Origin of the sequence: Massilia sp. S19_KUP03_FR1, assembly GCF_036688685.1 — a bacterium.
Classification (GTDB): domain Bacteria; phylum Pseudomonadota; class Gammaproteobacteria; order Burkholderiales; family Burkholderiaceae_D; genus JALYUM01.
This window is the reverse complement of the sequence record NZ_JAQQPS010000025.1, coordinates 44,983-57,892: the sequence shown is the minus strand read 5'-3', so window position 1 is coordinate 57,892 and position 12,910 is coordinate 44,983. Positions and strand designations below refer to the sequence as shown.

Annotated in this window: 10 protein-coding genes and 1 pseudogene; 3 read left to right on the top strand and 8 right to left on the bottom strand. The window is 59.3% G+C overall.

Annotated elements, in window-relative coordinates; genetic code table 11:
* Window positions 1–11: 11 nt before the first annotated feature.
* Both V6M87_RS23080 and V6M87_RS23075 read right to left on the bottom strand, forming a co-directional pair.
* The gene (locus tag V6M87_RS23080) at window positions 12–1,118 is read right to left on the bottom strand and encodes an MrcB family domain-containing protein (protein WP_332879016.1); all 1,107 of its coding nucleotides are present in this window, start codon (window positions 1,116–1,118) and stop codon (window positions 12–14) included.
* A gap of 134 nt (window positions 1,119–1,252) precedes the next feature.
* Entirely contained in the window at window positions 1,253–2,437 is a 1,185-nt protein-coding gene (locus V6M87_RS23075; RefSeq protein WP_332879015.1) for an extracellular catalytic domain type 2 short-chain-length polyhydroxyalkanoate depolymerase, read from the bottom strand.
* 548 nt (window positions 2,438–2,985) lie between these two features.
* Here V6M87_RS23075 and V6M87_RS23070 point away from each other — a divergent pair.
* Window positions 2,986–3,654 carry a PEP-CTERM sorting domain-containing protein gene (locus V6M87_RS23070; RefSeq protein ID WP_332879014.1) on the top strand — a complete coding sequence of 223 codons (669 nt, stop codon included), beginning with the start codon at window positions 2,986–2,988 and terminating at the stop codon, window positions 3,652–3,654.
* A gap of 60 nt (window positions 3,655–3,714) precedes the next feature.
* On the opposite strand, the gene V6M87_RS23065 is transcribed toward V6M87_RS23070, so the two are convergent.
* The 4 genes from V6M87_RS23065 to V6M87_RS23050 all read right to left on the bottom strand — a co-directional run bounded on the left by V6M87_RS23065 (window position 3,715) and on the right by V6M87_RS23050 (window position 10,389).
* The gene (locus V6M87_RS23065) at window positions 3,715–5,343 is read right to left on the bottom strand and encodes an ATP-binding domain-containing protein (protein ID WP_332879013.1); all 1,629 of its coding nucleotides are present in this window, start codon (window positions 5,341–5,343) and stop codon (window positions 3,715–3,717) included.
* A gap of 84 nt (window positions 5,344–5,427) precedes the next feature.
* Window positions 5,428–6,636 carry a hypothetical protein gene (locus tag V6M87_RS23060; protein WP_332879012.1) on the bottom strand — a complete coding sequence of 403 codons (1,209 nt, stop codon included), beginning with the start codon at window positions 6,634–6,636 and terminating at the stop codon, window positions 5,428–5,430.
* 187 nt (window positions 6,637–6,823) lie between these two features.
* A complete protein-coding gene (locus V6M87_RS23055) occupies window positions 6,824–7,909 on the bottom strand; it encodes a catalase family protein (protein ID WP_332879011.1) in 1,086 nt (361 codons plus the stop codon).
* 74 nt (window positions 7,910–7,983) lie between these two features.
* On the bottom strand, window positions 7,984–10,389 hold the full coding sequence (locus tag V6M87_RS23050) for a catalase (RefSeq protein WP_332879010.1): 2,406 nt from the start codon (window positions 10,387–10,389) through the stop codon (window positions 7,984–7,986).
* A 385-nt stretch (window positions 10,390–10,774) separates the two neighbouring features.
* Between V6M87_RS23050 and V6M87_RS23045 the strand changes: the two genes are divergently transcribed.
* Window positions 10,775–11,260: a hypothetical protein gene (locus V6M87_RS23045; RefSeq protein WP_332879009.1), complete on the top strand. Its 486-nt coding sequence runs from the start codon at window positions 10,775–10,777 to the stop codon at window positions 11,258–11,260.
* 55 nt (window positions 11,261–11,315) lie between these two features.
* Entirely contained in the window at window positions 11,316–11,738 is a 423-nt protein-coding gene (locus tag V6M87_RS23040; RefSeq protein WP_332879008.1) for a hypothetical protein, read from the top strand.
* Window positions 11,739–11,938: 200 nt separating this feature from the next.
* Here V6M87_RS23040 and V6M87_RS23035 read toward each other — a convergent pair.
* Window positions 11,939–12,214, bottom strand: a pseudogene (locus tag V6M87_RS23035) (transposase); the annotation flags it as partial.
* A 63-nt stretch (window positions 12,215–12,277) separates the two neighbouring features.
* Window positions 12,278–12,844, bottom strand: coding sequence for a GTP cyclohydrolase I FolE (gene folE / locus V6M87_RS23030; RefSeq protein ID WP_332879007.1), 567 nt, complete (start codon window positions 12,842–12,844; stop codon window positions 12,278–12,280).
* Window positions 12,845–12,910 lie beyond the last annotated feature (66 nt).

Below are 12,910 nucleotides of genomic sequence, written 5' to 3'. Positions count from 1 at the left end.
TCAATATTTTATTATTCCAGAATTTCAGAATTTCCATAAAACGCCAGGAAAGCCTCATCTTTCACATTGATGGATCGAGAGCGAAGTCCATCTCGCCGCTTCTTCAGCAGAGATTTCAACAAGGTGCGCTTCTCTTCAGCCACGCCGAAGTGCAGCATTCTATGGCAAGTGGCGCAAAGTGAAATAATATTGGCAACAACATCCAGCGAAAATTCAAATTTGTTCTGATGGCAAATTGGGATCAAATGATGCGCTTCTACATATTTTTGCTTTTTCGCCTTTGAAACAAAAGTCCAGTGACTTTCGTCGATTTCACATGAAAAGTTTGCATTTCGAATAGCAGTTGCCGAAACTATTGGTGACCTAACAAATCCCTTCGTCCCTAAGACAGAAGCATTGCCAAGGGCTACACCACCTGGCGGGTCGCCATCGAGTGCTTTCTCGGGAATCAGCATAGCAGCTTTTTCCAGTGCGACTTGCTGAAATTCTTCTTCAGAAACATCTAATAGAGAATATAGGTCTGCCTTGAAGATATTTTCTAGCAGTGAATATTCATTCAGCAAAAAGTCAAGATTCTCGAAAAACTGCTTTTCCGAAGGCAATTCCTGTGCATAATATTGAAAACTCTCAATGGCAGCGGCTTCGTACCCACGACCAAGATCCCCGGTAGATTTCAAGTCGATTTTGCCTTGCACTGTCTCAGGGTAAATCTCCAGATATTTCAGTGCTGCGCTAGCGACTTCCTGCATCTTTCGCAGAGCAAATGTACGGGTGTACATTTTTTGAACCGCTGTAATCCCTTGATTTAAACTAAGAAAACAGGAGCTCATGTCTTCTGAAAAAAGCAAAACGATGTAATACCCATTCTCAGCATTTTTCGTTATCGATGTTCGAAAAATCGATACCCATGGCACGCGTGCGATATTGCCGTTACCAATGGAACCCTTAACCTTGTACAGGTGAGCGATCCCACGTGCCGCAAGATGTTGTTCAATACGGGCAGGAATTGCTTCAAGTAATGCAATCTGGTCAGGAGCACCAATAACGTTTGCCCGTCCGAGCAAAGTAGCCTTTGTTTGCAAAAAATTATCAACAACATCCTGTAGCAGATTCAACATCCATCCCGCCATTGCTCAAAAGATATTGAACAACATTATCATCTTTTGGTCGCTGAGGGTGAGAAAGCGCGATGCTAAATTTCGATTAATTTGCAGGCTTTCAAACAGATCTACAAATCAACCGAGCTCTTTCCTTAAATACAACTCCCGTACGAGTAAAACCCCGCTGCCGTCCTCCTCACATCCGTGTACGCCCCCAGCGAGTAAAACCCAAGGTACTGATTCGAATTGATCGCATACGTCTGCCCGTCACTTCCTACGTACGCACGCCCGTAATACACGTGCATGTAATTGCTGTCGTACCAGTTAGCGCACGTGTATGGCGTGGCAGTGTTCCCGCTGACGATGCGATCGATCATTGTCTTGATCGCCACCATTTGCCCACCACTCTTTCCCGGAAAATTCAGGTCGTCGCTGCCCCACCAATCCCAGCAGCCGCCCGGGTTTGCGGCCGTCGCCACCGTCTGCGGATACAGCACGATCATCTGGTTGGTATCCGCCCAGCGGTTGTAGCCTGCGTTCTGGTAAAACGCGGTGCCAATAGTGCCGGCGTTTTGCAGGCAGCCGTGGAAGGCGATGTGCAGTTTGCAGGCTTGCTGGGCCGCGCAACTGGCCGGCACGTAAGCGTAGCCGCTGGTCGACATGCCGTGCATCAGCGGATTGAAGTTGCCCCAGAACGGCGCCTGGTCGAAGTTGATAAAGACGCCGCTCAAGGTGCTGACGTTTTTCGCGTTCAGCGGGCCGTACAGCCAGCTGAGGATGGCGCCCGCAGTGTCGAAATTGCAGTTGTCGACGAAGGGGATGCCGTTGAAAGTGCACGCGCCGCCAAAGTAATCGGTGGGGATCGAGTGCTCGACGGCCAGGTCGTTCTTGTAGACGATATTGGCGGCCGGCAGGTAGTTGGCGTACATGGTGTGCAAGTCGTTCATCACCGGTTGCCGGACCGTGGAGTCGAGGGTGCCGGACAGCAGGTAGACCTTCGATGCGGCCATATTGCTGGTCGGATCGATGTAGCCGTTGCTGGACCAGGTGTTGATGATGGAATACAGGTAAGACAGGTTGCGCGGAGCGGTGTTGAGCATGCAGGCGGTTACCGAAATCGTCACGTTGCCTTGCGAGCAGTAGTACGGTGCGCCGGCGATTACGCCCGCCCCTTTTTTGATCGTCTTCGAATAGGCGAAGTGCATTTGCACGGCCATGTCGGCGCCGGACGAGAAGCCGGAAACCGACACGTCATTGACGCTGACGTTGTACTTTGGCAGGGGCAAGACCGCTGCGGCGGCGCTGGCGCACAGGAGGATGGTGGTGAGCAGGCTCATGGCCATCCTCATGAAGCGGGACGCGCAAGCACCCCGCAGTGTTGGTTGCGTAGACATTTCGGTCTCCGGTGGCGTCGATTTTTAGCGGGGCTACGATGACGCAATACGGACTTACGGGTCGGCCTTGCGTCGGTGAGGTTTAGCTTAGATCAGGCCCGGGGAATGTCAAACGCGTGTGGTGTGACAGCGACGACGCTGCGTAATGGCGTGATCGAACGCGGCGAAATGCGCGGCGCGGGCCTCGTAGGTACGACGCGTCACTAAAAACTTCGGCGGTCGCCGACCTTTGATATTTGTCGGAGCGCAGCCGCGACCACCACTTCAAATCCGACCCAGCACCTTCCGCGCCGCCCTCCCACGCTTATTCAGCGACAGCTTCAGCAAGATCAGCGCTGGTATACGGTCAGGCAAACTGTCGAAAAATCTTACACACACCAGCGCAGCGAAGTATGCCCTCTGCATAAGTTGCTGTATTTCAACGACATTTTCCATGTGGCACGAATAATGCATATAGGAAATTTCTACTCCACCTCAATTCCTGGTACATCATGAAAAAAATTCTTGCTGCCCTGATCCTGACCACGTTCACTGCAGTCGCCTCCACCGCCAGCGCCACGGCCATCACGGTCACAACAGCCCAGTCAACGTTCGACAGGGGCGTCAACAATCAAGGCTGGTGGAGTGCTGTCGCATCCAACCCGAGCACTGACAGTAACGACAATTATTTCACTGGAAATAATGGTGCCAATGAGGTGCGCAGCTTTTTCACCTTCGATTTGAGCCAGATCGCCGGCACGATTACCAGCGCAACCATGCGCATCGCCCGCGGCACCCAAAATGCCGCCGTCAGCCTGAATCTGTGGGATGTAACGACCGCCGCCAGCGTCGTCAACAACAACGTCGGATACAGTTCCGCAATTTTCGCTGACCTGGGCACAGGCACCAAGTATGGTAGCTACGCCGTTGCCACCGGAGGCAGCACCGATGTACTGAACTTCAAACTCAATGCTGCAGCGCTGCAGGACATGCTTCACAAGGGCTATTTCACCATCGGCGGCTCGGTGAACGGCGCAACGGGACAGTATTTGTTCGGCTTCAGCGGCGGCAGCCCGGTGTCGCTCGACCTGCAAGTGAGCGATGTCCCTGAGCCTGCCAGCATCGCCCTGTTCGGCCTGGGCCTGGCTGGCCTGCTGGCGCGTCGTCGCCGCAACACCTGACCAGCCACACCACGCCGCACCGTGCATCGGTGCGGCGTACAGATGGTTCCCACGACCGGATCAAATCCGGTCCAGCAATTTCTCCGCCGCCCGGTCACTCATCACCAGCACCAGTTTCAAACGCGCCCGCGTCATCCCGACGAACAGCTTGCGGAACACCAGCTCGTCGATCTCCTCGAAATCGATCTCGGTAAAAATCACCGCCGGCGCAGATTGTCCCTTGAAGCGATAGACCGATTCGGCGAGCAAGCCGCCGTCGCGGAACACCTGGTCGCCAAACAGATCGTATTCGCCCGTGAACGATTTTAATGTGTGCGCATCGCCCAGCGTGTCGAGCTTGAGGATCACGGATTTTTCGCGTCCGCGAAACGAGGCGATGGCGACGTCCTGGCGCTTGTAGCCGTCCGCAAGGCACAAGGTAATTGCGTGCTTGGTTTGCGCCAGGATGGCGTCGACGTCGCCTTGCGGATAAACCAGGTAATCGATGTCGGCACCGGCGAACGGGCTGGCCGCTTCCACCGGCTGGCGTGCTTCGCCGATCGCCGCCAGCAGTTCGACGATCTGGCGCGGGCTGCGGTAGTTGGTGTGCGAATGCAGCGTCACCCAGCCCGGCAGCGCGACGCTCTCGCGGCCGTACAGGTTTTGGGTCGGGTCTTCCAGCCAGATGGCGCGCCCGCCGGGTTTTAACATGCGCAGCACGACGTCGCGCCAGGCGCTGGAAAAATCCTGGCCTTCGTCGACGATCAGCACGTCGTATTGCCAGTGCGCCGGGATGTCGGCGCTGCCCAGCACGTGTTCGATTTCTTCCCAGATGCCCGGCTTTTTGTAATCGGGAACGATGCCGCGCGCGCGCTCGAAGGCGTCGCCCAGCATGTGGAAGTTGGACACCAGGCCGCCGGGCGGCACCAGTGTGGCGATGTGGTCGGCCAGCGGACGGTTGTAGCAGACGTAGAGCGGGCGCAGGCCGGCGTCGATGGCGGCGGCATATTCTGCCAGCGCCAGCTGGGTTTTGCCGCTGCCGGCGGTGCCTACCACGTGCAGCCGGTACGGCGTGAATTCGAGCCGTCGCGCCCAGGTGGCCAGGCCACCGGACAGGCGCGTCACCAGCTTGTCGGCGCTGCCGATCATCGAGCTCGGGTCGGGACGCAGGCTCAGGGTGTCGCCGAGAAAGCGGGCGACTTTTTCGAATTGCGCGGTGGTGTCGGTAATCGGCAGTAGCGCGCGCACCCTGGCGGCCAACTGATCCTTCTCGGTGGCGTCGATGATGTGGGTAGGCTCGATGCCGGCCAGGTGCGGGTCGCGCACGATGTAGTCGGGGCAGTACAGCAGATAGTCGATCGACAGCTCGCCCTCGAAGCGTTTTGCGAGAGCGTCGATGGTGCGGGTGATTTGCGTGCGCACCCTGGTTGGTTTGCCCCGAAAACTTTTGTGCAGGCCGTCTTCGGTTTCGGTGAGGAAACCGGATTTTTGTTCGATCAGCAGCACGCGCCCGTTCGGCGCGACGATGATGAAGTCGATCTCGCCGTAAGCCGAGAAGCCCTGCTCCACCTTGGTCCAGTGCACACCGTGGTAAATGCTGTACGGCGCATCCTTCAATGCATCGTCAAGATAGTTCAGGGTATCCAGCTCGCGCGCGGCGAGGCCGGTGACAGACATTTCGGACCAGCCGGATGGGTGAATGTAGGCCATGGGAGCGAGGCCGGGTGGCCACTGCGATTGCGATGCCATATTGTAAAGCGGTTCATCGCGCTGCCCCCGGCCTATCGTGCGCTGTCAACCCAGCAGGATGGAACGGCCCGCCGCCTTCAGGATCCGGGCGATTACCGCGATCAATTGTGTGCCCGAGGTGGTCACTAGGCGCGCGCCCGATTCCGCGGCCGGCGCGCCGTACAACTCGGCGTCTTTCTTGGTGCAGTACACCAGCACCGGCAGCTCGGGCAGCAGCCGCTGGATTTCGCGCGTGAGCACAATGCCGGCGTCCGGCAGCGCTTTGCCATTTTCGACGCCGGTCATGTCGGTGATGACGACATCGAACGGATGCGTGCCGCTGGCCAGCCGCTCGAGGGCGTCTTTGCTGGTCCGCACCTGCTCGACGATGACGTTCGCGCGCGTGAGCTGTTCCACCAGCAGCGCGTTTTTGGCGGGTCGGCCATCCATCCAGAGAATCCGGCCAGGGGCGGTTGGCAGCACCACCGGCGCGTGCGGCGCTGCCGCCAGGCCGGACTGCTCAGGCATCGCCGACACGATATTCACCACAGCTTCCTGCACGTCGGCCAGCGCCCTTTGCTGCAGGCGAATCAACTCGCTGGCGTCGATCTCGGCACCGCTGTCAAGGCGCACCGTGTTCAGGTTTTTAACCTGGTTATCTGCCCACTTGATGATCACGGCAAGGTAGATCCGCGTCAGCAGGTAGCCGATCAGGAAGCCGAGCGCGCTGTAAAACAGCATGATGCCGCCGGCCACCGGCGCGGCCACGCCGGCTTCGAGGCCCAGGCTGGGGGCGATGTAGTCGGCCACGCCGCGCGCGGTGCTCGGTAACTGCTTGAGTTCGACCAGGCCAACACCGACGATGATTTTCGTGAGCCAATCAGACACCTCAACCAGGTTCGAATTGATCTCGCTGGGCGAGTTGCTGCCATGGTTGACGATGCTGGCGGTGCCCGGATCGGTGTCGCGCTTGCCGTTGGCGGTCACGCGCGCGGGGGCGACGATGGTGCCGGCGGGCAGGATGCGCGGTATGGCAAACAGGAAACCCAGCAGCATGCCACCGACGCAAAAACCAAAGCCCCAGATCAATGCATTGCCGAGGTGATAGTTGGGGCCGGCGCCCCTGCAGGCCGCCACCGCCCACGTCCCCAGCAAAAAAATGCTGAGCAGAACGAAGGGGACACGGCTGGATTTATGCGCATCGTAGACTGCGCGCAGGCGGCGCAGCCGCAAGGGCAAGTTGGCAGGTTCGGGAACAACAGGAAGCGAAGCCATGGTCACTCCTTCGCACAAGGCGGGATGAACAAACAAGAAGAGCCTGCGCGCGGTGCGCGGCCAACATTCCTGGGCTTGCTGAATGTATGTGGTGTCGGTGCGGCGTCGGTGGCAAACAGTGCCACCGCGTCGCGTGTTGACTTCTCAATAATGGTAGGCCCATGAAGCTGGCCTGACACGATGAAGATCAGAAGGCGCTGATATCCTTCGGCTCGACCATCGGCACGCCATTTTTCTCGGTGCGGAATTTCTGCGAAGCCTGATACGCAGCCTTGCGGATGCGCATGATCGAGCCCAGCGGCCGGTGCGCGGCCACCGCGTGCCAGGGGCTGAACTGGATGCCGTCATCGATTTTCTTCGACAGTTCCTCGCTCCAGCCTTCCTGCGGCGTCACCGTCAGGCGCGCCACCGCGACATAGGGGCTCTGTTCCTGCTTCCACTCCACCGATGCGTCTTCGATCGGCATGGTTTCCAGGTCCGTGCACAGTTGCGCGCACAGTTCCCAGGTGCCGCCCAAGGTCGAAAAATGTTCCTGCATCGCGTGGCGCAAGCCGTCCGGCGTGCCTTTCAGATCGACCGGCGCGTCTTTCAGCACGGCGATTTCAGGCGACGCAGGCCGCAGCGACAATTTGGCCATGTAATCGCCGAACAGCACCGGCACCTGGCTGAAATAAGTTTCGCCAAGCGGATTGGTTTCCGGATGGCCGCCCAGGCTTTTCAGGGTCGCGCTTTCGGTACCCACCGCTTCCAGCACTTTTTCCGCGCCGCGCAGGGCTGCCGACAGGGCCAGTTTCAGGGTCGGTACTTTGTCGGTGGTGCCTGCCAGCAGCTTCAAATTGCCGAGGAATTTCTTGCCGGTCGGCGCTGCGAACACCGGGCCATTGACCATAATAAAATCTTGCGTGACGTCGCCTTCGCTGCCGTCCACGCGTGCGCCTTCGACGCCGATGATCTTGATGGCCACACCGCGCGGGGTGGACACTTTGTCGTCGAGGATGTCACCCGGGGTGGTCGACAGGCGCATCAGGACCGGATAGGTGCCTGCCTTGGCGAAGATGCCTTGCGCATATTCCGGCGCAACATTGTCCAGCACCGTCAGCGTGCCGCGCAGCAGGGCGTGACTCTTGGCGTGGACGCTGCGGATGGCGTGGCCGCTATCCTTGTACGTGGTGTTCGAAATGCCCAGCAGCGTATCGATAAAGCCTTGTTCGGTTTTTGCTTCTTCTTCTTCCAGCACTTCAAAGGAGGGGTTGTAGCGTACGGGCGTGATCATGAGGGCATCCATAAAGTAAGAGGCAATGAAAAACGGCCCCTTTCGAGGCCGCCGCTTGAATAGTTAACTTTATATTACGCTTGAACCGGGTCTTGCTCGCGCGCGAATGAACGGTGCTGGCCGAGGGCCTTGGTGAACGTCGCCAGCGCGGCCTTTGCATCGGCGGCCTCGCCCATGATCAAGGATGCGTCGTCGCTACCATCCGGCAATTTGGCGTCGATTCCTGCCTTGCCCAGCAATGCCGCGCCAGTACCGATGATGAGCATCGGCTTGCAGTGCGCGTACTGGTCGCGCAGGAAGTCGATGATCTTCGGCTCGCGCATCATGCCATCGGTGCCGTCAGGAACAATCACGGCGTCGTACAGCACCGCCGGACTGGCTTCGACCGACACTTCCACTTCCAGTGCGGCGCCGAAGGCGTTCTTGACGGCGCCCATCTTGGTGCCGACCAGGCGCGGTACCGCGCCGCCAGCGAGCAGGCTGGCATACATTGCCATGACGGCGTCACCATCCACACCCGACGCCACAAAAATCGCGACGCGGCGGGTGGCAATGCCGGTCTGGCCGGGACGGGCCATCAGCGACAGTGCCGGCGACGGCGCGTAGGTTGGACGCGGTGCATCGGTGGCCAGTGGCAACGGGGCCGGCACTTCCATGCCCAGGCCGTCGGCGACCGTGGCTGCCAGCGCCGCATCGACATTGGCCAGCAGCGCCAGCACGCGCTGGCGAATCGCCGGCACGGTGACCTTGGTCAACTCGAAACGGAAGCCGCCGGCAATGTGGTTCTGCTCGGCCGGCGTCTGGCTGTCGAAGAACATTTTTGCCTGGGCATAGTGCTCGGCAAATTTCTCCGGCTTGCCGCGCACCTTGTCTTCGGCAACACGTTCCGGGAAACTCGAAAAGCCTGCGCTGCCCGCCTGGTAAGGCGCGCCGCCGGCCAGGGAGTTCGGCTCATAGCTGACGCGACCGCGCGGGATGGCGCGGCGGTGGATGCCATCGCGCTGGTTGTTGTGCACTTGCGCCACCGATGCATTGATCGGAATTTCATGGAAATTGGCGCCACCCAGACGGGACAATTGCGTGTCCAGGTAGGAGTGGTTTCGGCCCTGCAGCAGCGGGTCGTTGGAGAAGTCGATGCCAGGCACCACGTGGGCGGTACAGAAGGCCACTTGCTCGGTTTCGGCGAAGAAATTGTCTGGATTGCGATCGAGCACCATCTTGCCGACCACGCGCAGCGGCACCAGTTCTTCCGGGATCAGCTTGGTCGAGTCGAGCACGTCGAAGTCGAAGCTGTCGGCCTGCTCCTCGGTGAAAATCTGCAGGCCCAGTTCCCACTCGGGATAAGCACCCGCTTCGATCGCTTCCCACAGGTCGCGGCGATGAAAATCGGGATCGGCGCCCATGATCTTGGCCGACTCGTCCCATACCAGCGAGTGCGTACCCGCGACCGGATTCCAGTGGAATTTGACGAACACCGATTCGCCTTGCGCATTAATCAGGCGGAAGGTGTGGACACCAAAACCCTGCATGGTACGCAGGCTGCGCGGCAGTGCGCGGTCCGACATCGCCCACATCAGCATGTGCGCCGATTCCGGCATCAGCGAGACGAAGTCCCAGAACGTGTCGTGTGCACTGGCAGCTTGCGGGATGGCATTGTGTGGCTCCGGCTTGACCGCGTGGATCAGGTCGGGGAACTTCATGGCGTCCTGAATGAAGAAAACCGGCATGTTATTGCCGACCAGGTCCCAGTTGCCTTCGTCGGTATAGAACTTGACGGCAAAGCCGCGCACGTCGCGCGCCGTATCGGCCGAGCCGCGTTCACCGGCCACGGTCGAGAAACGCACGAACACCGGGGTTTGCTTGCCCTTATTCGCGAACGGCGCCGCTTTGGTGATCTCCGATAAATCGTCATACGCTTCGAAGTAGCCGTGCGCAGCAGAGCCGCGTGCGTGCACCACACGCTCCGGGATGCGCTCATGGTCGAAGTGGGTGATTTTTTCGCGCAGAATAAAATCTTCCAGCGCGGTCGGTCCGCGCAGGCCGATTTTCAGGGAATTCTGGTTGTCGGCGATTTTTACGCCCTGGTTGGTGGTCAGCATCTGGCCGGTGCTGTCGACCCGTGCGCCATCGAGCGGCACATTGTTGTTATTGCGGCCGTTGGGCGGCACGCCGGCGCCAGTTTTATCTGACTGCGCGCTTTCGCTGTCGGTGCTGGCGCCTGCCAGAGGCGAAGACGGTGCGTGCGGCTGGCCGGCGGTCGGCGTGCGCGCGGCATCGCCATATTCCGCCGATTTGATGGGATTCGATGGTGTCTGCGCTGCCAGATCCTTGCCGGAAACGACTTTTTCCAGCAGGCCGGTGGCATCGGCATCTTTCGAGCCGAGGCTGGCTGGCGGTGGCGAAACGGAAGGACCGGCGAAGGTACTCAGGACGGAACCTGCACCTGCGATAGAGGAGGACGGCACTTTTTTAGAAGGCATGGTGGTATTTACTCCAAAAATTGAAAGGGTTGGTACGACGCGACCACATGCACGCAGGGCAGCAAAGTCCCTGATTCATTGCACGAGGGGAAGCCAATTGGCCTCGGTGTTGAATAACGTTGACTGAATTGACAACGTTCGACGTCGTCCACGACGCGTATTTGCCAAATACTAAAGATGGGGTAACCAACAATCTGTGCGCTGACGCACTTACAACTTCGCAACATCCTTGTTTTTTGCACAAAATACTTGTCGGAAATACTTTCCTGTGGTAAATACGCACACGATACCCGTTTCGCTTGCATGGCTATACGGTTGGGGCCACAATGAAATCGAACTGATGCGCTTTCTCGATTAATTACGAACAATTGCCTGTTACCCGCTCATGACCAAGTCCAGCAGCCATCGCCGATTTGCCAGTGCCGCCCTGTGCGGCGCACTGGCTTGCGCCGCGCTGCATGCCCAGGCGCAGCAAAAAGAGCCGCGCCTGAGCGTCGACTTGGTCAACGATGCGCGACTTCCGGTCGATACCGTGTGGCGCGTGACGGCCGATGCCCGCCTCACAAAGGACAACTGGTGCATGTCGCGTTACCTGAAGTGCGTGGCCTTTGCCGGCGCCGAAGGCCGCGTGGCGGGTAGCGAGCTGGTCGCGGTCGCGCCGGCATTTCGCGATGCCGCCGGCGACAAGCCGCGCAACCTGGTCACCGACCTGGTATCCGGCCTGCGTTTCGACATTGCCGATACGCGCGCCGACGTGCACGGCCCCTTGTACGTGCAGTTCAAGGTGGCGCGCCGCGGCCCCGAAATCCGCGCTTCCGTACCCATCCCGCGCCGCACCATGGCGATCATGGCATTGGGCATGGATTTTTAAGTTTTTCTGGGGTTGCCCTTATACTGGTGCCGACCACCACGACCACCAGGAAAGCATGCGCCCGCTACCCGCCTTCACCCTCCTTGCCTGCTGCGCCCTTGCCGGCTGCACCAGCGCCACGGCGACCTATCGCATCGACGGCGCCGACCAGACCTTGTCCGTGCGCGCCAACCAGGATTATTTCTGGAGCGATGTGCTATCGGTGGGCATCATCTCCGCGCGCATGCCGGAGTGCCAGCGCAAGATTGACCTGGGCAAGGTGCGCCAGTCGGAGTTCGATATCGAGGTGTTCGATAGTGGCGACGATGTGTACACCCTGCGCGCGGGGGAGCAGATGTGGCAGGTAAATATTCAATCGTGCACGAATCTGGGCGAGCCGGGGGCGGGGGTGTCCGGGCTGCCGGTAGGGAATTTCAAGTTTGATGATGAGAAAAAGCTGGTGTTTTTGAAGGCAGCGGCGCCGGCGGCGGCGAAGTAAACGTACTACAGGCCGTTTCTTCTAGCCACTCAACGTGAGACCGTCATACCGGCAAAAGCCGGTATCCATGCTGAACTGAGAGCACCGTGCTCTTGATTCTGCATGGGCCCCGGCCTTCGCCGGGGTGACGGGTTAAGGGTGCTGGTTCACCCTTACCGCGGCGCCATCAAACTGCGCAGATGCGCCGCCGCCCGGTCCCGCCCCACCGTCAGCAAGGTGCGCTCGAGCAGCGTCACATCAGCCTCGCGCAACATGGTCCACTGGGTAAAGTATTCATGTACCGTGCGCCAGGGCGGAAACGTGGGCGGCATGCTGCGCCACGCGCCCTGGGTTTCAAGCAGGTACAGCACCGCGCAGTAGACGTCGTATAAATCGTGCTTGCGCGGGCGCGTCTTGCGGCGCGCGGCTTCCAGCATGCCGCGCACTTGCTCGAACTGATCGCGCGAAAGATCGCTCGGGAATTCTGGCCGGTCCATGATGTTCGCCTCAAAATGTATTTGAGGCCGCGTTCAGGAACTGGTTCCCTCACTCCCTACATTTTAATCACGCGCCAGCGCCAAAAACTCGGTGCGCAGCGCCAGATTGCTGCGCAGACCGCCCAGCATGGCCGAGGTGATCGTTTCTTCGCCGGTGGTGCGGATGCCGCGGCTTTCCATGCACATATGGCGGCAACGCACGACCACGCCCACCGCTTTCGGTTCCAGCACTTCCATCAGCGCATTCGCGATTTGAATCGTCATGCGTTCCTGCACTTGCAGACGCTTCGAGAAAATGTCGACCAGGCGCGTCAGTTTCGAGAGGCCGACGATCTTGCCCTTGGGCAGATAGCCGATCGTCGCCTTGCCGAAAAACGGCGCCAGGTGGTGTTCGCAGTGACTGTAGACGGGGATGCCGCGCACCACGATCAGCTCGTTGTATTCCTCGGCGCCGTCTTCAAACGCCTTCAGAACTTCGACCGGATCCTGGCCATAACCCGAGGTCCAGTGTTCCCATGCCCTGGCGACGCGCGCCGGGGTTTCTTGCAGACCGGGACGGTCGGGATCTTCCCCCAGCGACGCCAGCAGGCGGCGCCAGTCATTTTCGGAGAAGTCATCTTGGTGGGACATGGTAGAGCCTTCACGTATTTTGATTGCCGCAAGTATATAGAAAATGCGCGCGGCCAGCCGTTGAAC

Bases quoted from the DNA above. Each gene is read 5' to 3' on its own strand.
- V6M87_RS23040 (WP_332879008.1), top strand. From the start codon at position 11,316: ATGCGCCCGCTACCCGCCTTCACCCTCCTTGCCTGCTGCGCCCTTGCC.
- V6M87_RS23045 (WP_332879009.1), top strand. From the start codon at position 10,775: ATGACCAAGTCCAGCAGCCATCGCCGATTTGCCAGTGCCGCCCTGTGC.
- folE (WP_332879007.1), bottom strand. From the start codon at position 12,844: ATGTCCCACCAAGATGACTTCTCCGAAAATGACTGGCGCCGCCTGCTG.
- V6M87_RS23070 (WP_332879014.1), top strand. From the start codon at position 2,986: ATGAAAAAAATTCTTGCTGCCCTGATCCTGACCACGTTCACTGCAGTC.
- V6M87_RS23055 (WP_332879011.1), bottom strand. From the start codon at position 7,909: ATGATCACGCCCGTACGCTACAACCCCTCCTTTGAAGTGCTGGAAGAA.
- V6M87_RS23050 (WP_332879010.1), bottom strand. From the start codon at position 10,389: ATGCCTTCTAAAAAAGTGCCGTCCTCCTCTATCGCAGGTGCAGGTTCC.
- V6M87_RS23060 (WP_332879012.1), bottom strand. From the start codon at position 6,636: ATGGCTTCGCTTCCTGTTGTTCCCGAACCTGCCAACTTGCCCTTGCGG.
- V6M87_RS23080 (WP_332879016.1), bottom strand. From the start codon at position 1,118: ATGTTGAATCTGCTACAGGATGTTGTTGATAATTTTTTGCAAACAAAG.
- V6M87_RS23065 (WP_332879013.1), bottom strand. From the start codon at position 5,343: ATGGCCTACATTCACCCATCCGGCTGGTCCGAAATGTCTGTCACCGGC.
- V6M87_RS23075 (WP_332879015.1), bottom strand. From the start codon at position 2,437: ATGAGCCTGCTCACCACCATCCTCCTGTGCGCCAGCGCCGCCGCAGCG.